Origin of the sequence: Actinocrispum wychmicini (assembly GCF_004345645.1) — a bacterium.
Classification (GTDB): domain Bacteria; phylum Actinomycetota; class Actinomycetes; order Mycobacteriales; family Pseudonocardiaceae; genus Kibdelosporangium; species Kibdelosporangium wychmicini.
On the sequence record NZ_SLWS01000010.1, the window covers coordinates 112,714 to 131,481 of the forward strand.

20 protein-coding genes are annotated in these 18,768 nt (G+C 69.2%); 12 read left to right on the forward strand and 8 right to left on the reverse strand.

Annotated elements, in window-relative coordinates:
- The first annotated feature begins 29 nt into the window (after positions 1-29).
- Together EV192_RS38110 and EV192_RS38115 are read left to right on the forward strand one after the other, a co-directional pair.
- Complete coding sequence (locus EV192_RS38110) at positions 30-1,157, forward strand: site-2 protease family protein (RefSeq protein WP_132123500.1); 1,128 nt, start codon at positions 30-32, stop codon at positions 1,155-1,157.
- Between the two features lie 64 nt (positions 1,158-1,221).
- Positions 1,222-2,049, forward strand: coding sequence for a tRNA (adenine-N1)-methyltransferase (locus tag EV192_RS38115; protein ID WP_132123501.1), 828 nt, complete (start codon positions 1,222-1,224; stop codon positions 2,047-2,049).
- On the opposite strand, the gene EV192_RS38120 is transcribed toward EV192_RS38115, so the two are convergent.
- The 5 genes from EV192_RS38120 to EV192_RS38140 form a co-directional block, all read right to left on the reverse strand.
- Entirely contained in the window at positions 2,046-2,501 is a 456-nt protein-coding gene (locus EV192_RS38120) for an Rv0361 family membrane protein (protein WP_132123502.1), read from the reverse strand. The genes EV192_RS38115 and EV192_RS38120 overlap by 4 nt on opposite strands.
- Positions 2,498-3,169: an Rv0361 family membrane protein gene (locus EV192_RS38125; RefSeq protein WP_132123503.1), complete on the reverse strand. Its 672-nt coding sequence runs from the start codon at positions 3,167-3,169 to the stop codon at positions 2,498-2,500. Before EV192_RS38125 ends, EV192_RS38120 begins: the two co-directional genes overlap by 4 nt.
- A gap of 34 nt (positions 3,170-3,203) precedes the next feature.
- Complete coding sequence (locus EV192_RS38130) at positions 3,204-3,686, reverse strand: hypothetical protein (protein ID WP_132123504.1); 483 nt, start codon at positions 3,684-3,686, stop codon at positions 3,204-3,206.
- 13 nt (positions 3,687-3,699) lie between these two features.
- Positions 3,700-4,401, reverse strand: coding sequence for a hypothetical protein (locus EV192_RS38135; protein ID WP_132123505.1), 702 nt, complete (start codon positions 4,399-4,401; stop codon positions 3,700-3,702).
- Between the two features lie 169 nt (positions 4,402-4,570).
- Positions 4,571-5,293: an Rv0361 family membrane protein gene (locus tag EV192_RS38140; RefSeq protein ID WP_132123506.1), complete on the reverse strand. Its 723-nt coding sequence runs from the start codon at positions 5,291-5,293 to the stop codon at positions 4,571-4,573.
- A 250-nt stretch (positions 5,294-5,543) separates the two neighbouring features.
- On the opposite strand from EV192_RS38140, the gene arc reads away from it, so the two are divergent.
- The 7 genes from arc to prcA all read left to right on the forward strand — a co-directional run bounded on the left by arc (position 5,544) and on the right by prcA (position 12,559).
- Positions 5,544-7,349: a proteasome ATPase gene (arc, locus tag EV192_RS38145; RefSeq protein WP_132123507.1), complete on the forward strand. Its 1,806-nt coding sequence runs from the start codon at positions 5,544-5,546 to the stop codon at positions 7,347-7,349.
- 63 nt (positions 7,350-7,412) lie between these two features.
- Positions 7,413-8,318 (forward strand): aldo/keto reductase, encoded by a 906-nt coding sequence (locus EV192_RS38150; protein WP_243727339.1) that lies wholly within the window; start codon positions 7,413-7,415, stop codon positions 8,316-8,318.
- A gap of 51 nt (positions 8,319-8,369) precedes the next feature.
- Positions 8,370-9,032, forward strand: coding sequence for a hypothetical protein (locus EV192_RS38155; protein WP_132123509.1), 663 nt, complete (start codon positions 8,370-8,372; stop codon positions 9,030-9,032).
- 10 nt (positions 9,033-9,042) lie between these two features.
- On the forward strand, positions 9,043-10,551 hold the full coding sequence (gene dop, locus EV192_RS38160) for a depupylase/deamidase Dop (protein WP_132123510.1): 1,509 nt from the start codon (positions 9,043-9,045) through the stop codon (positions 10,549-10,551).
- A gap of 95 nt (positions 10,552-10,646) precedes the next feature.
- A complete protein-coding gene (locus EV192_RS38165) occupies positions 10,647-10,841 on the forward strand; it encodes a ubiquitin-like protein Pup (protein ID WP_132123511.1) in 195 nt (64 codons plus the stop codon).
- Positions 10,842-10,888: 47 nt separating this feature from the next.
- Positions 10,889-11,749: a proteasome subunit beta gene (gene prcB, locus EV192_RS38170; protein ID WP_132123512.1), complete on the forward strand. Its 861-nt coding sequence runs from the start codon at positions 10,889-10,891 to the stop codon at positions 11,747-11,749.
- A gap of 39 nt (positions 11,750-11,788) precedes the next feature.
- Complete coding sequence (prcA, locus tag EV192_RS38175) at positions 11,789-12,559, forward strand: proteasome subunit alpha (protein ID WP_132123513.1); 771 nt, start codon at positions 11,789-11,791, stop codon at positions 12,557-12,559.
- A 215-nt stretch (positions 12,560-12,774) separates the two neighbouring features.
- Here the strand turns inward: prcA and EV192_RS38180 are convergent, their stop codons facing one another.
- A complete protein-coding gene (locus tag EV192_RS38180) occupies positions 12,775-14,241 on the reverse strand; it encodes a bifunctional phosphatase PAP2/diacylglycerol kinase family protein (protein WP_132123514.1) in 1,467 nt (488 codons plus the stop codon).
- Positions 14,242-14,350: 109 nt separating this feature from the next.
- Here EV192_RS38180 and pafA point away from each other — a divergent pair, with 109 nt between their 5' ends.
- Positions 14,351-15,709 (forward strand): Pup--protein ligase, encoded by a 1,359-nt coding sequence (gene pafA, locus EV192_RS38185; RefSeq protein ID WP_132123515.1) that lies wholly within the window; start codon positions 14,351-14,353, stop codon positions 15,707-15,709.
- 350 nt (positions 15,710-16,059) lie between these two features.
- Here pafA and EV192_RS38190 read toward each other — a convergent pair whose 3' ends face one another.
- Together EV192_RS38190 and EV192_RS38195 are read right to left on the reverse strand one after the other, a co-directional pair.
- Positions 16,060-16,449 (reverse strand): type II toxin-antitoxin system VapC family toxin, encoded by a 390-nt coding sequence (locus EV192_RS38190; RefSeq protein ID WP_165960848.1) that lies wholly within the window; start codon positions 16,447-16,449, stop codon positions 16,060-16,062.
- A complete protein-coding gene (locus EV192_RS38195; protein ID WP_132123517.1) occupies positions 16,446-16,691 on the reverse strand; it encodes a hypothetical protein in 246 nt (81 codons plus the stop codon). The genes EV192_RS38190 and EV192_RS38195 overlap by 4 nt, the downstream gene beginning before the upstream one ends.
- Positions 16,692-16,830: 139 nt before the next feature.
- On the opposite strand from EV192_RS38195, the gene EV192_RS38200 reads away from it, so the two are divergent.
- Both EV192_RS38200 and EV192_RS38205 read left to right on the forward strand, forming a co-directional pair.
- A complete protein-coding gene (locus EV192_RS38200; protein ID WP_132123518.1) occupies positions 16,831-17,799 on the forward strand; it encodes a helix-turn-helix transcriptional regulator in 969 nt (322 codons plus the stop codon).
- Entirely contained in the window at positions 17,796-18,758 is a 963-nt protein-coding gene (locus tag EV192_RS38205) for a helix-turn-helix transcriptional regulator (RefSeq protein WP_132123519.1), read from the forward strand. The genes EV192_RS38200 and EV192_RS38205 overlap by 4 nt, the downstream gene beginning before the upstream one ends.
- Positions 18,759-18,768: the final 10 nt, after the last annotated feature.

Genomic DNA, 18,768 nt, shown 5'->3' on the forward strand with positions numbered 1-18,768 from the left:
TTCAACATCAATGCGCCTACCCTCGGGGGATGACGACGATCCGGGGCGGGCGCCTCACCTCTCGCGACGGTGGGCTGCTGCTGTTCCGGGTCGGCGGGGTGCCCGTGGTGCTGGCGCCGTCGTGGTGGATCGGGTCGCTCGCGGTGGTGCTCCTGTACGCGCCGCTGGTCAACAGACTGCTGCCGGGCGTGAACGACACCAGCGCGTTCCTGCTCGCCGCCGCGTTCGCGGTGCTGCTCGGCGCGTCCGTCCTCGCGCACGAACTGGGCCACTGCGTGGTGGCCCTCCGGTTCGGACTGCCGGTGCGGCGGGTCAGGCTGTTCCTGCTCGGCGGGCTGTCCGAAGTGACCAGAACGCCACGGAAGCCGGCACACGAAGGCCTGGTGGCCGCGGCCGGGCCGGGGGTGTCGATCGTCCTGGCCGCGCTGTTCGGGGCGACCCTCCTGGTGATCCCGCACGACGGCGCGCTCTGGGTGCTGCTGCTGGAATGCACGGCCGCGAACATCGCCGTCGCCGTGTTCAACCTGCTGCCCGGACTTCCCCTGGACGGCGGGCGCATGCTGCGGGCCGGCGTCTGGGCGCTGACCGGACGACGTTCCCGGGGCACCACCGCGGCGGCCGTCGGCGGCGGTCTGGTCGCCGGAGCCCTGCTGGTGTGGGCGTTGTTCGGGCTCGCCGACGACAGCACGGACAAGTGGCTGCGGCTCGGTGTCTGCCTGATCACCGCGTGGTTCGTGGTCGCCGGCGCCACCGGCGAGTTCGCCGCCGAACACCGCCGGACCTGGCCGGACGGGCTGCGGCTGGCCGATCTCGTCCAGCCGGTGCTGCAACTGCCCGCGGAGAGCCCGGTCAGGGACGCGCTCGGCGCGTCCGCCGGACGTGGTGTCGTGCTCGTGCGCGCCGACGGGGTGGCGGCCGGGCTGCTCGACCGGGACTCGGCCGAACGGCTGGCCCTCAGTTCCCCGTTCGCGCCAGCCGAGCGGGCCGCCGAGCCGATCCGGCCGGAGACCGTGCTGCTCGACTCCGAGCCCGGCGAGGAGATCATCGACCGGGTCAGCGAGACCGCCGCGTGGCAGTTCCTGGTCGTGGACGCGGAGGGCCGGCCGTCCGGTGTGCTGCGCCGCGAGGACCTGAAAGCGGCCCTGCGTAACGCCTGATCACAGCCGGGTGACACGATACTGGCCGGATCACGAGGGTCAGAGGAGACGTGCGCAGGTGTCGGTGAGCAGGGCGAGTGGCCCGTTCCGCAAGGGTGACCGGGTACAACTGACCGACCCGAAGGGCAGGCACTACACCCTGGTCCTCGAGGACGGCGGCCAGTACCACACCCATCGGGGCGCGTTGAACCACGATGACCTGATCGGCGCGCCCGAAGGCTCGGTGGTGACGTCCGTCGGCGGCACGTCCTTCCTCGCGCTGCGGCCGTTGCTGCCGGACTACGTGCTGTCGATGCCCCGTGGCGCGCAGGTGATCTACCCCAAGGACGCCGCCCAGATCGTCATGTGGGGCGACATCTTCCCGGGCGCGCGGGTGCTTGAGGCCGGCGCCGGCTCGGGCGCGTTGACGTGTTCGCTGCTGCGGGCGGTGGGGGAGACGGGCAGCGTGACGTCCTACGAGGTCCGCGCCGACCACGCCGAGCACGCGCAGCGCAACGTCCTGCAGTTCTTCGGTGAGCAGCCGCCGAACTGGACGCTGACCGTGGCGGATCTCGCCACCCACACCGGCGAGGTCGACCGGGCGGTGCTGGACATGTTGGCGCCGTGGGAGATGCTGGACATCGTCAAGGAAAGCCTGATCCCCGGCGGGGTGCTCGTGGTGTACGTCGCCACGGTCACCCAACTGTCCCGGGTCACGGAGGCGTTGCGGGAACAGCAATGCTGGACCGAGCCGCAGTCATGGGAGACGCTGCACCGCCCGTGGCACGTGGTCGGCCTGGCCGTCCGCCCGGATCATCGGATGGTCGCGCACACCGCGTTCCTGCTGACCGCCCGCCGGCTCGCGGACGGCGTTGTGGCGCCAAGGGTTCAGCGCCGGTCGGGCAAGGGCTAGGCGCCCAGTCCGCAGACCCGCCAGGAGCCGCTTTCCTTGACCAGGGAGTAGTTCTCGTCCTCGGACGTCGGCTGCGTGCCCGGCGCGGAGATCTGCGAGACGACGGTGAAACTGCCCTTGTCGCCGTCGGTCTTGACGTCCTTGACCGACATCCGGAACCGCGGCTCGCCGTCGACCGGGTTCTCCTTGACCGAGAACGCCTCCTTGATGCCGTCCATGTCGGCCGCGCACACGAACGGCGCGAAGTCCGACGCCGACACGTCCCGGCCGGACGAGTTCAGGCCGCGCTGGTAAACGTCCACAAAGGACTGGGCGGCCCGGTTGGGGTCGTCGGTGCCGCCGTCGCCACGGGTCAGCAGCAGGATGCCGACACCGCCGACGATCACGATGAGTGCGGCCGCGACGATCACCAGGATCCGGCCGTTGCGGCGGCGGCTGTCCTCGGTCGTCATGACGGAATGCCTGAGGACGACGTGGTCGACGAAGTGTCAGGCGTGCCCTCCGAGGACGAGGACGGCGGTGTGCTGCCGTCCGATGTGGACGGTGACAGTGTGTTCGTGCCGGACGCCTTGGGGATCCGGAACACCACGTCGCACACCTTCCACTGACCGTCCTCTTTGAGCAGTTGGAAGTCCTGGTCGGTGCGCCGGTCGGCGATCGCGCCGGTCAGCGTGGCCACCCCGTTGTCGCCGTGGATCCGCACGTCCCGCACGGTCATCTGCAGCCGCGCGTTCGGCACCGGCGTGACGGGTCGGTTGATCTCCTTGTTCTGCCGGTCCTGCCATTCCTGGTCCAGCGCGTCCTGCTCGCGGGTGCACAGCAGCGCCTTGACGTCCGACTCGGACAGCGCGAACACGCCGTCGTTGCGCGCCTGCCCGAAAAGCACCGCGAACTTCTCGGAGACGGCACGCGCGTCGGCCGTGTCCTTGCGCAGCGCCACTTCCTGCGGGCTGCCGTTCGACGCGACCGCGATCAGCGTGACACCGCCGCCGACCACCACGACAACGGCGGCGGCGATGGCGATCGTCAGCTTCCGGTTGCCGCGCCTGGCCGGCGGGCCGACGTCCGGCGTGGGCGGTTCCTGCTGGTCGCTGGGCTCTGGTGGCTCGGACGGGACCATGCGCACACCGTATCCGTACGCTGTGAAGTCACTGTCACCCCGCCCCGCCGAACCGGGGTGGGTCCAGCCCGCACAGCGTCCACTGGTCGCCGCCGCGCTGGATGCGCATCTTCCCGTCGCCCGTGGCGCCCTGGTAGCGGATCCGGATCGCGGCGACGTACCCGTCGGCGAACGGGGTGACACTGTTGAGCGTGACCTCCACCGGGGTGCTCCGGGTGCCCGGCGGCGCGGCCGGGTCGAGCGGTGGCAGCGCCGCGATCAGTTCCCGCCGGCCGGTGTTCTTGCCCTGCGTGCATGTGAGGTCGATCACGCCGGTCAGGTCCTTGGCGTTCAGCCGGTCCACCACGGTCCTGGCCAGTGCCTCGGGCGACCCTTCGGCGCCCGGCAGCGGCGCGGGATCGGGTGGGATCTGGCGACCGGACGTGTGGAAGTACACGGCGGCGCCCACCCCGCCCAACACCATGCCCACGATGACCACGGTCACGGCCGTGGTCCTGCGTCTGGCGGGTGTCGGCACCCGCCCCAAGGTACTAGTAGCTCGTCCGGGTGGTGGGCCGCGAGCTGGAACTCGACGAGGACCCCATGTTGGCGTTCTCCACGCACCACTTGCCCGCCTTCTCCGACATCCGCAGGCTCAGCGGCAGCGTGGTGGACCGGGCGCTGCTCGCTTCGGTCACCTTCAGGTTCAGCCGGGCCGACGCCGCCGACGTCCCGGAGTGCGTCACCTTGCCGGCCAACGTGGCCTTGATGGTGATGTCCTTGGGCGCTTTGTCCAGTTCGAACGCCGGTGTGGACGACTTCTTGTCACACAGCAGCGCCTCGGCCGCCCGCGAGTCCTTGTTCTCGACCGCGTCGATCACCTTGTTGACCAGGTCCTCGGGCGTGCCGATGCCGGCGTCCGCGGAGTTGCTCGTGGTCGTGCCGCCGGCGCCGTTGTCGCTGCCGTTGCCGCTGAGCAGCACGATCGCGGTGACACCGCCGCCCACGACCAGCACGCCCGCCGCGACCAGGGCGACGATCAGCCCGGTCTTCTTCGGCGGCTGCGGGGGATAGCCGTAGCCCTGCGGCCCCTGCGGCTGCCCGCCGTAGCCGTACGTCTGGTCGTACCCCCCGTACGTCGGCTGCTGCTGGGGTGGTGGTGGCGGCTGCTGCCCCCAGCCCGGCTGCTGTGGTGGCTGCTGCCCGTACGGGTTGTTGCCGTACGGGCCTGGATCCTGCGGCGGGTAGGTCATGTTCGTCCCCGGTGAGAAGTCGTGTGCCGTGGTGACGTTAGGCGAAACGGTTGGACCGCACTTGGACTTTTTGAGAAAGTCATCGGATTGACGCAACTTCACCCAAACGTGACGATCCGTGACAGAAGGCCCTGAACCGTCGGTTCAGGGCCTTCTGGTGGTTCGACCGTCAGTTGCCGCCGGTCAGGCCGGACACACACCAACTGCCGTTCTGCTTCTTCAGGTTCATCCCGCCGTCGCCGGACTCGGTCTGGCCGTCCTGGGTGATGGTGTACTTCACCTTCGCCTTCGCGGTTTCCCCGGTCTCCGTGACGTCACCGAGCGTGACCTTGATCTGCATGCCGGCCAGCTGCGCCTGGTCCATGATCGAGGAGGAGCCCGCGGCGCCGTTCTGGTTGCAGCTGACCTTCTTCATCCCGTCGACGTCCTTGGAGTTCAGGGCGTCGACCGCGGTCTGCGCGGCGCCCTTGGCGGTGCTGGTGCTACCGCCGCCCAGGACGAAGATCAGCACGACCACGACCGCGACGACCACCACGCCACCGCCGACCAGGATCCACGGCAGCGGGCTCTTCTTGCCGGGTGGCGGCGGGAAGCCGCCCTGGCCGGGCGGGAATCCGGGCGGCGGGCCGTAGCCGCCGGGCTGGCCCTGCGGGTAGCCACCGGGCTGGACCGGCTGCGGGCCGGACTGCGGGAACGCGCCCCCTGGCTGCGCCTGCTGCGGGCCGGACGGGGGGAACGCGCCGCCTGGCTGCTGCGGGTAACCGCCGGGCTGTTGCTGCGGGTAGCCGCCTGGCTGCTGTGGGTATCCACCGCCGGGCTGGCCGTACCCCGGCTGCTGGCCATAGCCGGGCTGCTCGCCGTATCCACCCGGCTGCTGCGGTGGTTGGGACATTACGTTCTCCTAGCTGTGGCGATCGTGTACATGTCGCGTTTCCCCGGTGTTCGCCCAGAACGCCGTTGGACTAGTACTAGACGCACCGTAGCCGGTGTCCGGTTCCCTACTACACCGGGATGGAGCATTGAATCCCTCCGAGCGGGGGTTTCTTGACATCGACGCGCCGATCTCGACATCTGGTTGAGCTTCTAATGTCAGTGATCACCGGTACCGTATGGGGTACGTAGTTCGGGAGGAGGTGCCGACCATGCAGCACGACCGTCCCGGCAGTCGGCCTGAGGAGGCCGACGACCACAGCGCCGATGAAGGCGCGGGCCGTGAGACTAGTCAGTCCGCGCAGATCCGATTCCTCGAAGAGGAAATCGCGCTGCTGCGCCGCAAGTTGACGGAATCGCCTCGCCATGTGCGCCTGCTCGAGCAGAGGCTAGCGGAAGCCTCGGAACGAGTGGGACAGCTCACTGAGCGCAACACCAAGCTGGTGGACACGCTGCGCGAGGCCCGAAGCCAGTTGCTGGCGTTGCGGGAGGAGGTGGATCGGCTAGCGCAGCCGCCCAGCGGCTACGGCGTGTATCTCGCCGGTCACGAGGACGGCACGGTGGACGTGTTCACCGCGGGCCGTCGGATGCGGGTGGCTGTTTCGCCCGCCGTCGAGGTCGACACGCTCAGGCGCGGTCAGTCGGTGCGTCTCAACGAGGCGCTCACCGTGGTGGAGGGCGGCACGTTCGAGCAGACCGGCGAGGTCTGCACGTTGCGTGAGCTGCTCGCCGCGGGTTCCGACGGCGCTTCCATCCGCGCGCTGGTGGTCGGACATGCCGATGAGGAGAGAGTGGTCTGGCTGGCCGATCCACTGGCCGACTCGCCGCTCAAACCAGGAGACTCGCTCCTGGTCGACACCAAGTCCGGGTACGCCTACGAGCGGGTGCCCAAGGCTGAGGTCGAGGATCTCGTGCTCGAGGAGGTGCCGGACGTCGACTACGCCGACATCGGCGGCCTCTTCCGGCAGATCGAGCAGATCCGCGACGCGGTGGAACTGCCGTTCCTGCACGCCGAGCTGTACCGGGAGTACGAGCTGCGGCCGCCCAAGGGCGTGCTGCTCTACGGACCGCCCGGCTGCGGCAAGACGCTGATCGCCAAGGCCGTGGCCAACTCGTTGGCCAAGCAGGTCGCGGCGGCCCGTGGGAACGACGACGGCCAGGCCAAGTCGTACTTCCTCAACATCAAGGGTCCCGAGCTGCTCAACAAGTTCGTGGGCGAGACCGAACGCCACATCCGGCTGATCTTCCAGCGTGCCCGGGAGAAGGCCTCGGAGGGCACCCCGGTGATCGTGTTCTTCGACGAGATGGACTCGATCTTCCGGACCCGCGGCAGCGGGGTGTCGTCCGACGTGGAGACCACCATCGTCCCGCAGCTGTTGAGCGAGATCGACGGGGTCGAAGGTCTCGAGAACGTGATCGTGATCGGTGCCTCCAACCGCGAGGACATGATCGACCCGGCGATCCTTCGGCCGGGCCGGCTGGACGTGAAGATCAAGATCGAGCGTCCGGACGCCGAGGCGGCGCAGGACATCTTCTCCAAGTACCTGACCCGCACGCTGCCGATCCACGCTGACGACCTCGCTGAGTTCAACGGGGACACCAAGGCGTGCATCGAGGCGATGATCCAGCACACGGTCGAGCGGATGTACGAGGAGAGCGAGGACAACCGGTTCCTCGAGGTGACCTACGCCAACGGGGACAAGGAGGTCCTGTACTTCCGCGACTTCAACTCCGGCGCGATGATCCAGAACATCGTCGACCGGGCGAAGAAGGCGGCGATCAAGTCGGTCCTGGAGACCAAGCAGCGGGGTCTGCGCGTGCAGCACCTGCTGGACGCGATCGTGGACGAGTTCGCGGAGAACGAGGACCTGCCGAACACCACCAACCCGGACGACTGGGCCCGGATCTCCGGCAAGAAGGGCGAGCGGATCGTGTACATCCGCACGCTCGTCACCGGCAAGAACCAGGAATCCGGCCGGGCGATCGACACGGCGACCAACACCGGTCAGTACCTCTGATCCCAGCCCGACACGGACGCCGCGGCCACGTGATGGTCGCGGCGTCCGTTTATGTTCTGCGTCATGCGCATCGCCATCGGCACCGCGGCCCTCGGCCGGCCCGCTTACATCAACCTGGGCCGGGACGGCGCACTGCCCGCGGAGCGGACGGTCGACGCCATGCGGGAAGCCTGTTTCGAGGTCCTGGACGCCGCGTACGCGGCCGGGATCCGGTGGGTCGACGCAGCCCGTTCGTACGGGCGGGCGGAGGAGTTCGTGGGCGCCTGGCTGGCGTCGCGGACCCCGCCCGATGTGACGGTGTCGAGCAAGTGGGGCTACGAGTACACGGCCGACTGGCGTGCGGACGCGGACGTCCACGAGGTCAAGGAGCACTCGCTGGCGCGTTTCACCCGCCAGTGGGCCGAGACCGGCGCGCTGTTGACTCCCGACCTCTACCAGGTGCACTCGCTCACCGCGGACAGCCCGCTGTTCACCGACAAGTCGTTGCAGTCCGCCATGGCCGACATCGGCGTTCCGCTGGGTTTCTCCACCTCCGGGCCGGAACAGGCGGACGTGATCCGGCGCGCGTTCGACCTGACGGCCAACGGGCAGCGGCTGTTCTCGGCCGTCCAGTCGACCTGGAACGTCCTGGAGACCTCCGCCGGCCCCGCGCTGGCCGAGGCGCACGGTTCCGGTGCCCGTGTCCTGGTGAAGGAGGCCATGGCGAACGGGCGGCTCGCGGTGCGCCCGCCACGGGCGGTGGCGGACATCGCCATGCGCAACATGGCCGGGCCGGACGCGGTCGCCCTGGCCGCCGCCCTCGCCCAGCCGTGGGCGGACATCGTGCTCAGCGGCGCGGCGAGCGTGCCGCAGCTGCACACCAACCTCGTGCCCGTGCCGCTCGACGACGTGGACTGGGAGCTGATGGGCGACCTGGCCGAACCGCCCGGCGAGTACTGGGCCCACCGCGCGGACCTGCCGTGGACGTAGGCTAGGTTTGATCACGCTCGGAATCCATGGCTGACAAGGGAAAGGCCAACCTTGCGTCGTGCGCGCGTGCTGGCGACCGCAGGAGCCGCGCTGCTCCTCGCCAGCTGCTCCAACCGGCCCAACGACCTGCGGGACAACAGGTACTACAAGGACGTCGACACCCCCGCCACCTCGGCCTCCGTCGAGCCGCCGGCCGTGCGCCCGGCGCCGATGCCGGCGGCGAAGCTGTCCGAGCCGCCGAAGCCGCGGGACCTGGCCGAGTTCGCGTTGACGGCGGCCGATCTCGCGACCGAAGGCGTACAGCGCACCGGCACCGCCGACACCTCGACGCTCGCCCGGTTGCCGGACTGCGACGTGTCGCTGGGCTCGGCCCGTGCCGGCTACCAGACCACCTGGACCTACCCGACCGGAGCAACCGTCCGGCAGTACGTGGCGGAGTTCGACGGGCCGGCGGACCGGGTCGTGGCCGCCGTGTACGACGGGCTCAAGTGCGGCAAGTACAAGGAGATGACCGTCCGTAAACCGGTGATGGCCGCCGACGGGCAGGTCAGCTGGTGTGCCACGAGCACCAAGCAGGACATCTGCACGGCCGTCAAAGCCGATGGTCAGCGGCTCAGCGTGGTCTCGGTGACCGCCGCGACCGAGATCAAGGCGCAACAGGCCGTGACACGGATCGCACCACTCGCCGCAACGGCCCTGGAACGCAACTCCTAGGCTTGACCGCATGCGGCGGATCATGGGGACTGAAGTTGAGTACGGCATCGCTGTTCCGGGCGACGCCACAGCCAACCCGGTACTGACTTCGACCCAGGTGGTGCTGGCGTACGCGGCCGCCGCGGACATCCCACGGGCGCGCCGTGCGCGCTGGGACTACGAGGTGGAGTCGCCGCTGCGGGACGCGCGCGGGTTCGACCTCGGCGCGCCGACCATGGCGCCGTCCGACCCGGACGTGGAGGACCTGGGCGCCGCCAACGTCATCCTCACCAACGGCGCGCGCCTGTACGTCGACCACGCGCATCCGGAGTACTCCGCGCCCGAGGTGACCAACGCGCGCGACGCGGTCATCTGGGACAAGGCGGGGGAGCGGGTGATGGAGGAGGCGGCGATGACCGCCGCGACCGTGCCCGGCCAGCCCCGCCTGCAGCTGTACAAGAACAACGTCGACGGCAAGGGCGCGAGCTACGGCACGCACGAGAACTACCTGATGAGCCGGAGCACGCCGTTCACGTCCGTGATCGCCGGGCTGACGCCGTTCTTCGTGTCCCGCCAGGTGATCTGCGGCTCCGGCCGGGTCGGCGTCGGGGTGGCCGGCGAGGAGGCCGGGTTCCAGCTCTCGCAGCGGTCCGACTACATCGAGGTCGAGGTCGGCCTGGAGACCACCCTCAAGCGCGGCATCATCAACACCCGCGACGAGCCGCACGCCGACGCGGACAAGTACCGCAGGCTGCACGTGATCATCGGCGACGCCAACCTCGCCGAGTACTCGACGTACCTCAAGCTGGGCACGACCGCGCTGGTCATCGACATGATCGAGGCCGGGGTCCGGTTCGACCACCTCAAGCTCGCCGACCCGGTCCGCTCGGTGCACACGCTCAGCCACGACCCGACCCTGAAGACCACGGTCGAGCTGTCCAACGGCCGCAAGTTCACCGGGTTGGACATCCAGTCCGCGTACCTGGAGATGGCCGCCGAGCACATCGAGAAGACCGACCAGGACTCCGTGTCCCGGGACGTGCTGCGGACCTGGGCGGACATTCTGGACGCGTTGGCCCGTGACCCGCAGGAGTGCGCCGACCGGCTGGACTGGCCGGCCAAGCTGCGGCTGCTGGAGGGCTTCCGGGCCCGGGACGGCCTGCAGTGGTCCTCGCCGAGGTTGCACCTGGTCGACCTGCAGTACTCGGACGTCCGGCTGGACAAGGGCCTGTACAACCGCCTGGTGGCCCGTGGCTCGATGAAACGCCTGGTCAGCGAGGAGGAGGTGCGGGCGGCGATCACCGAGCCGCCGAGCGACACCCGGGCCTACTTCCGGGGCCGGTGCCTTGAGCGTTACCCGAACGCGATCGCGGCCGCGTCCTGGGACTCGGTGATCTTCGATCTGGGCCGCGAATCCCTGGTCCGAATCCCCACCCTTGAACCGCTGCGCGGGACAAAAGCGCACGTCGGAGCCCTGCTGGAGGCCTCGGCCACGGCCGAGGAACTGGTCGACGCGCTCACCGGGGCGCCTCGCGGCTGAGCTGGTCTGGAAAAGAACACCCGGGCACCGGCGGGACGAATGTCGGTGCTCCTGGGTAATGTTCAAGTAGGCCAGACGAAAGACCGGGAGGCCAGATGTCCCAGGAACAAGTGCAGCGCCAGGGCGGCGGCGACGGCGACGAGGATGTCGACGGCACGACCGCGGCCGGTCAGGAACGCCGTGAGAAGCTCGGCGAGGACGTGGACACGATCCTCGACGAGATCGACGACGTCCTGGAGGAGAACGCGGAGGACTTCGTCCGGGCCTATGTGCAAAAGGGCGGGCAGTAGCCTGCCGCTGGCACGTGACCGGATGAACTAGAGCACGAAAGCAGGGCATGGACCACACCTTCTCCCGCCCGGGGGCGGGCACCGGGCTGCCGGCTGCCTACACGTCGGCCAGGTCGTCGTCGTTCGTCGAGTTCCTGCGCGAGCAGGCGCCCGACCTGTTGCCGGGCGCGCACCGGTTGCGGACGAGCGGCGGCGCGCCGAACCCCGTTCTGGAAGCCCCGCACGGCACCACCATCGTGGCGATCGCGTACGCCGGCGGCGTGCTGTTGGCCGGTGACCGCCGGGCCACGTCGGGCAACCTGATCGCCCAGCGGGACATGGAGAAGGTCTTCGTCACCGACGACTACTCGGCGGTCGGCATCGCCGGCACCGCCGGGCTGGCCGTCGAGTTGGTCCGGCTGTACGCGGTCCAGTTGGCGCACTACGAGAAGATCGAAGGCGTGCCGCTGTCCCTGGACGGCAAGACGAACCAGCTCGCCACCATGGTGCGGGACAACCTGGAGATGGCCATGGCGGGCCTCGCCGTGGTCCCGATGTTCGTCGGCTACGACATCGACTCGGACAGCCCGAAGGGCCGGATCGTGTCGTACGACGTCGTCGGCGGCCGCTACGAGGAGCGCGCCGGGTACCACGCGGTGGGATCGGGCTCGCTGTTCGCCAAGTCCGCGCTGAAGAAGCTCTACGACCCCGACGGCGACCAGGACACGGCCGTCCGCGCGGCGGTCGAGGCGCTGTACGACGCCGCCGACGACGACACCGCGACCGGCGGTCCGGACCTGTCCCGGCGGATCTTCCCGACCATCATCACGATCACCGCCGCCGACGGCGCGATCCACCTGCCGGAGTCGACGACCGCCACAGTGGCCGAAGCCGTTGTCGCCGACCGAAGCCAGCGTCACAGTGCTTGACGCGCAGACCATCACCATCGACATCCAGGAGCCGTCACCGTGAGCATGCCGCTGTACGCGTCACCCGAGCAGCTGGTGCGCGAGAAGTCCGAGCTCGCCCGCAAGGGCATTGCCAGGGGCCGCAGCGTCGTCGTGCTCAAGTACGCCGGTGGCGTGCTGTTCGTGGCCGAGATCCCGCCGCGCAGCACCCTGCGCAAGGTGTCCGAGCTGTACGACCGGATCGGCTTCGCCGCCGCGGGCCGGTACAGCGAGTTCGAGGGGCTGCGCCGCGCCGGCATCAAACACGCCGAGTTGTGGGGCTACTCGTTCGACCGGCGGGACGTGTCCGCGCGCCAGCTGGCCAACGTGTACGCCCAGGCCCTCAGCGGGATCTTCGCCCAGGACTTCAAGCCGTACGAGGTGGAGATCTGCGTGGCCGAGGTCGGCACCTCGGCCGACCAGGACCAGCTGTTCCGGCTCACCTACGACGGGTCCATTGTGGACGAACCGCGCTACATGGTGATGGGCGGCAACACCGACCCGATCAACACGGCCCTGAAGGACACCTACACCGACGGCCTGGACCTGGCGGAAGCGGTCAAGGTTGCGGTGCGTGCCCTGAGCAAGGCGACCACCCCCGGCGCGGCGAACGCGAACAACAACGGGAATGGCAACCCGCTGCTGGACCGCGAGAAGCTGGAAGTGGCCGTGCTTGACCGCGCCCGGCCGCGTCGTGCTTTCCGTCGGATTGCTGGGGAGGCGTTGACTGCCATCCTGCCGGTTGCTGAGACTCCTGAGGAGTCGTCGGAGCCTGAGGACAAGGCTGAGTAGTCACCACCCGGTTCGGTTTGACACGGGGACCCCCGCGGCGGCTGCAAGCCGACTACGCCGGCAGGCCATGTATCTCCCGTTTGCCACCCCCAGGCTTCTTCTTGGGTGGCTTTCAGGCCTGCCGCCGCAGCCAGCTTAAAGCCGCCACGCCCCGTGTAAAACCGAACCTCTTCTCCCGTCCTCCGGCCCCTTTGCTCGCCTGGCTCGCTGGTCCGTTACCGGTAGATGGCTAGGGCGGCTGTGTGGGTGCGGAAGCTGAATTCTGTGCCTGCTGGGCCTACTTCTCCGTCGGTCGCTATGTGGATCGGGTTGCCGGTTACGGAGACTTCCAGTCGTTCCGTGTCGAACTGGCGGTAGGTTCTGCTGCGGTGCAGTGCTCCGGTGATCGCGGCCGTGATGAAACGCAGCCGGGACAGTTTCATGTCCGCTCGGATGTATCGGACGTCCATCAGGCCGGTGTCCAGGCTGGGGCGGGTCGTGGGTGCGAAGCCTTTGGGGTGGTAGCTGCCGTTGCCGACGAAGACCATCCAGACGTGGTGGGTTTCCCCGTTGATCTTCAGGTGCAGTGGGGTGGCTTCGCTGAGGATCTTCACCAGGGCGATGGCCGCCGCGGGCCATTTGCCCCAGCGGTCCTGCAGTTCTTCGCGCAGTCGGACCATGTCCGGGTAGCCGCCGATGCTGGCCGTGTTCACGAACCAGCGGGCGCGTTCGTCGTCGACGGTGACCGTGGTCAGGTCGACTCGGGCTCCGTCGCCGGTTTCCAGGGCGGTGGCGACGCTGTCGATCCCGTCGACACCGATGTCCCGGGCGAAGTGGTTCAGTGTTCCGGCGGGGACGAGGACCAGGGGTAGTTCCCGTTCGGCGGCGAGTGTCGACACCGCCGCGACCGTGCCGTCGCCGCCCGCGACGCCCAGTGCCCGTGGCTGTCGGGTGTCGATCTCCTCGGTGAGTTGGTCGATCAGGTCACGTTCGGGTTCCGGGGACAGCACGATGGCTTTGGGCCAGCGGCGGGTGATGTCGTCGGTGGGGTCTTCGCCCGCCCCGCCCGAGCCCGGGTTCACCAGGATCAGCAGGCCCTCGCCGTGCCGCAGCGCGGGCAGGGACCAGTGCTGGTGTGCGGTGGCTGGCTCGTCGCTGCTGGTCGGCCACCAATGGCGGGTGGCGAGGCCGGCGGCGACACCGATCGCGGCGCCCGCGACCACGTCAGTGGGCCAGTGCACGCCGGTGTGGACACGTGAATATGCGACCGCTGCCGCGAGCGGTGCCACTGCGACCGCCAACACCGGGCTTTCCATGGCGACCGCTGTGGTGAACGCCACCGCTGACGCTGAGTGACCGGACGGAAAGGACGACGACACGGGCCGCTTTGTCAGCCGCCGATGGGTCGGCAGCAGCTCCGCGGCCGGGCGGCGGCGCGGGAACAGGCGCTTGCCCACCAGGTTCGCGCTCACGCTCGCGCCGGCGATCGCGGCGACACCACGCAACGCGGCGCGCCTGGACCCGCCTTTCCGCAACGCGAACAACGCCGCCACACCGAACCAGAGTTTCCCGTGGTCAGCCGACCAGCTCAGCGCCTTCAGCGCCCGGTCGACCGCGGTCTCGGGCAGGTCGGCGCTGCGCCGGACCAGCCATTTGTCCACCTGGCTGACATCCCGCAGGCGGGTTCGCACACGTCGGAACACACCTCGAACGCTAGCGTCAGAGCCGTTCGGCCGCTGATTACTGGGCGAATACCGATCTAACCCCGAACGGCGCACGGCCTTCGTGACCCGGACCGCCTAGGCTGAAGGGATGCAGCGGCGGATCTTCGGCATCGAGACCGAGTTCGGGGTGACCTGCACCTTCCACGGGCAGCGCAGGCTCAGCCCGGACGAGGTGGCGAGGTACCTCTTCCGGCGGGTCGTGTCGTGGGGGCGTTCCTCAAATGTCTTCCTGCGTAACGGCTCGCGCCTCTACCTGGACGTCGGGTCGCACCCGGAGTACGCCACGGCGGAATGCGACGACCTGGTGCAGTTGGTCACCCACGACAAGGCGGGGGAGCGGATCCTGGAGGACCTGCTCGTCGACGCCGAGCGGCGGCTGGCCGACGAGGGCATCGGCGGCGACATCTTCCTGTTCAAGAACAACACCGACTCGGCCGGCAACTCGTACGGCTGCCACGAGAACTACCTGGTCACCAGGGCCGGCGAGTTCTCCAGGATCGCCGACGTGCTGCTGCCGTTCCTGGTGACCCGGCAGCTGATCTGCGGCGCCGGGAAGGTCCTGCAGACGCCGCGCGGCGCCGTGTACTGCCTGTCACAACGCGCCGAGCACATCTGGGAAGGCGTCTCCAGCGCGACCACCCGGTCCCGGCCGATCATCAACACCCGCGACGAGCCGCACGCGGACGCCGAGCGCTACCGCAGGCTGCACGTGATCGTCGGCGACTCGAACATGTCGGAGTCGACGACCCTGCTCAAGGTCGGCAGCGCCAACCTGGTGCTGGAGATGATCGAGGACGGCGTCCAGTTCCGGGACTTCAGCCTGGACAACCCGATCCGGGCGATCCGCGAGATCAGCCACGACCTGACCGGCCGGCGGCTGGTCCGGTTGGCCGGCGGCCGGGAGGCGTCCGCGCTGGACATCCAGCGGGAGTACTTCGCCAAGGCGGTGGAGCACGTCGAGCGGCGGGGCGCCGACCCGGTGACCAACCGGGTGATCGAGCTGTGGGGCCGCACGCTGGAAGCGGTCGAGCAGGAGGACCTCGGCCGGATCGACCGGGAGATCGACTGGGCGATCAAGCACCGGCTGGTCGAGCGCTACCAGGCCAAGCACGGCCTGGAGCTGTCCAGCGCCCGGGTGGCCCAACTCGACCTGGCGTACCACGACATCCGGCGCGGCCGCGGCATCTTCGACCTGTTGCAGCGCAAGGACCTGGTGGCCAGGGTGACCGACGACGGCGAGATCGAGGCCGCCAAGGACACCCCACCGCAGACCACCCGGGCGAAACTCCGAGGCGACTTCATCGCCGCCGCCCAAGAAGCCGGCCGCGACTTCACCGTCGACTGGGTGCACCTGAAACTGAACGACCAAGCCCAGCGCACAGTCCTGTGCAAGGACCCCTTCCGAGCAGTCGACGAACGAGTCGAACGCCTCATCGCCTCCCTCTGAGCGCCGTGTCGCGCGTTCCCGGACGGTGTGTCGCGCGTTCCGGGGTTGCAGTGGTGGAGGCTTAGCGTCGTCGGGCGGGGACTCGTTGTCGATGCGGTCGGTTGCGGCTTGGGTGGCGGTCACAACGCCGGGTCATCGCGGTAAACGCGGACCCGTGGACCACCACGCACTCCGGCACGGGCGGGCGCGGCCTGATCGGTCGCGCCACCCGCCGGTGAGTCCGTCGCCGCGCCCTTGCCGCGAGCGCGGTGAGACCCAACATGATCACCACACAGATCCACACGGGCAGTAGCCTGAATCACATCAGCCCCACATGCCCCACACGTCACACAATCGTGTGAGCGGCCGTGTCAGCCCAGGACGGTCAGGCCCCGGTCACGGGCGGCCTTAGCAAGTCGGTCGTCAAAGGTGGCGACAGTGTCCGCGGAGACTTGTGTCGCAGCGAGCAGGACGCAACAGTCCGGAAGTTTCAGCCCAGTCTCCACACGCAGCTGAGCCAGCTGTGTGGCCGAGTTGCGGTCCAGATGGATCTCTTGAAGTTCCATATCCCGCACTTCGGCCTGGACGGCGTGAAGCCGCTCCGGGTGTCGGGACGGGCCGGTGAACACTTCTGCCAGCGTGATCGTGCTGGCGCCTATCGGTGTCTCGGCGGAGTCCAACAGTATCCGGTCGGCGTCCTCATGATGTGCGTCGCTGGTGCGAAAATGTGCGATCAGGACGCAAGCGTCGAAAATGATCACGCCGGCCAGTCCTCGCGAAGCTTTTCGAGGTAGCCCTCCTCGTAGACATCGTCGTACTTGCCGCTGCTGCGGCGAATTGCCTCGCGGCGCTTGGCGGCAGCGGCTTCCCGCTGCTTGCGCAGGGCGCGATGTCCTTCTTCGATCAGGTGGACGAGCAGTTTCCCGCGGCTGTTCCGCTCATCGGGCCACTGGTCCGCGGCGTAGTTCAGCGCGCTTGCGATCTCGTCGGTCTCGGTGATCATGTGACGCGGACGTGTAGTTGGCATGGTCGGGAGTGTATCACCCGCTCATTAGTGCAACACCCGCGCGAACGGTCCGTTCGCGCGGACTCACTCCGGGTTGTCGGCGTGTCGGGGGTGTGATTGGGGTTAGGGTTTCGGGGTGTCCGTTGCCCGTGCGGAGCGCTTGGTCAACCTGGTGCTCTGTCTGTTGTCCACCAGGCAGTATCTGTCCGCTGACCGGATCAGGGAGATCGTGCCTGGATACGCTGACGCGCCCAGCGAGGACGCGTTCTTCCGGATGTTCGAGCGCGACAAGACCGAGCTTCGCGAGCTCGGGGTGCCGCTGGAAGTGGGGCGGGACATCAGTTCCGGGCTGCCCGACGGGTACCGGATCGCCCGCCGCGACTACGAGCTGGGGGACATCGACCTTGAGCCGGACGAGGCCGCCGCGGTCGCGCTCGCGGTGCGGCTCTGGGATTCGCCGGAACTGACCGGCGCGGCGCACGGGGCGCTGCTGAAGCTTCGGGCCGCCGGGGTGGATGTGGACCAGTCGTCGCCCGCGTTGATAGAGCCCAAGGTGCGCACGACCGAGCCGGCGTTCGCGCCGTTGCTCGCGGCTGTCCAGGGCGGGCAGGCTGTCACGTTCGACTACCGCCGGCCGAGTCCCACCGAGTTGCGCCGGCGGACCATCGAGCCGTGGGGTGTCATCTGGTCGCGGGGCCGGTGGTACGTGGTCGGGCACGACCGGGACCGCGCCGCCCCCAGGTGTTTCCGGCTGTCCCGGATCGTCGGCGAGGTCGAGCCGGTCGGGCCGCCGGGCAGCGTGTCCCGGCCGGACAAGGTGGACCTGCTGGAGTTCGTCGCCAGGACCGGCAGCGAACCCATGGGCACGTCGTACGCCAAGGTGTGGGTGGCGCGGGGCAAGGCGGCCGGGGTTCGGCGGCGCGCCAAGCACATCGGCACCAGATCGGTCGCCGGCGTCGCCGGGGACGAGCTGGAACTGGAGCTGCACTACCCCGAGTCGGCGGCCAGCTGGCTGGCCGGGTTCGGGCCGGATGTCCTTGTCCTGGAACCGGATGTGCTGCGCAAGTCGGTGTTCGAACGCCTCCTCGCGGTGTCCGAGTCATGAGCACGCCGGAGCGTTTGCCGCGACTGCTGGCGTTGGTGCCGTATCTGCTCGCCCGGCCCGGGATCAGGATCGACGAGGCCGCGGCGGACTTCGGCGTCAACGAGAAGCAGCTGCGCAAGGACCTCGAACTGCTGTGGATGTGCGGCCTGCCGGGGTACGGCCCGGGTGACCTGATCGACCTGTCCTTCGAGGGTGACACCATCACCGTCGCCTTCGACGCCGGCATGCGCCGCCCGCTGAGGCTGACCGGCGCCGAGGCCACCGCACTGCTGGTCGCGCTCAGGGCGTTGGGGGAGACGCCGGGGCTGGCCGACGGTGAGGCGGTGCGCCGCGCGGTCGCCAAGATCGAGGCGGCGGCCGGGCAGGCGCAGCCGGCCGGGGTGGTGGTCGGGCTCGGCGTCCGCGAGTCCGATGCCGAGGTCCGCGAGATCATCCAGCGCGCGCTGCGGACCCAACGGGCGCTCCGGATCACGTACTACACCGCCTCCAAGGACGAGATGACCGAGCGCACGGTCGACCCGATGCGGCTGCTGCTCGTCGAAGGGCGTGGCTACCTGGAGGCGTGGTGCCGCCGGGCGGACGCGGTGCGGCTGTTCCGGCTCGACCGGATCGACGAGATCACCGAGCTGGCCGAGCGCGCCCTACCGCCGCCGTACGCTGTGCCGACGGACGTGTCCGAGGGCCTGTTCCAGCCGCGGCCGGAGCAGCGGTTCGCCACGCTCGTCCTGGAGCCGGACGCGCGTTGGGTGGCCGAGTACTACCCGGTGGAGAGCGCCGAGGAGCTGGACGGCGGCCGGGTCCGGGTGCGGATGCGGTACGCCGACCGGTCCTGGATGGTCCGGCTGCTGCTCGGCCTGGGCGGCGAGGTGACCGTGGAGTCCCCGGACGAGCTGGCGGACCAACTGCGGAACCGGGCGTTGGCGGCGCTCCAGCTGGCCCGCAACCTACCGTCAACCTGAGGACACTACG

What these genes read in the sequence shown, in the direction of transcription:
- EV192_RS38110 (WP_132123500.1), top strand. Translation starts at nt 30, where the DNA reads ATGACGACGATCCGGGGCGGGCGCCTCACCTCTCGCGACGGTGGGCTG.
- EV192_RS38120 (WP_132123502.1), bottom strand. Translation starts at nt 2,501, where the DNA reads ATGACGACCGAGGACAGCCGCCGCCGCAACGGCCGGATCCTGGTGATC.
- EV192_RS38125 (WP_132123503.1), bottom strand. Translation starts at nt 3,169, where the DNA reads ATGGTCCCGTCCGAGCCACCAGAGCCCAGCGACCAGCAGGAACCGCCC.
- EV192_RS38135 (WP_132123505.1), bottom strand. Translation starts at nt 4,401, where the DNA reads ATGACCTACCCGCCGCAGGATCCAGGCCCGTACGGCAACAACCCGTAC.
- EV192_RS38140 (WP_132123506.1), bottom strand. Translation starts at nt 5,293, where the DNA reads ATGTCCCAACCACCGCAGCAGCCGGGTGGATACGGCGAGCAGCCCGGC.
- arc (WP_132123507.1), top strand. Translation starts at nt 5,544, where the DNA reads ATGCAGCACGACCGTCCCGGCAGTCGGCCTGAGGAGGCCGACGACCAC.
- EV192_RS38150 (WP_243727339.1), top strand. Translation starts at nt 7,413, where the DNA reads ATGCGCATCGCCATCGGCACCGCGGCCCTCGGCCGGCCCGCTTACATC.
- dop (WP_132123510.1), top strand. Translation starts at nt 9,043, where the DNA reads ATGCGGCGGATCATGGGGACTGAAGTTGAGTACGGCATCGCTGTTCCG.
- EV192_RS38165 (WP_132123511.1), top strand. Translation starts at nt 10,647, where the DNA reads ATGTCCCAGGAACAAGTGCAGCGCCAGGGCGGCGGCGACGGCGACGAG.
- prcB (WP_132123512.1), top strand. Translation starts at nt 10,889, where the DNA reads ATGGACCACACCTTCTCCCGCCCGGGGGCGGGCACCGGGCTGCCGGCT.
- pafA (WP_132123515.1), top strand. Translation starts at nt 14,351, where the DNA reads ATGCAGCGGCGGATCTTCGGCATCGAGACCGAGTTCGGGGTGACCTGC.
- EV192_RS38195 (WP_132123517.1), bottom strand. Translation starts at nt 16,691, where the DNA reads ATGATCACCGAGACCGACGAGATCGCAAGCGCGCTGAACTACGCCGCG.
- EV192_RS38205 (WP_132123519.1), top strand. Translation starts at nt 17,796, where the DNA reads ATGAGCACGCCGGAGCGTTTGCCGCGACTGCTGGCGTTGGTGCCGTAT.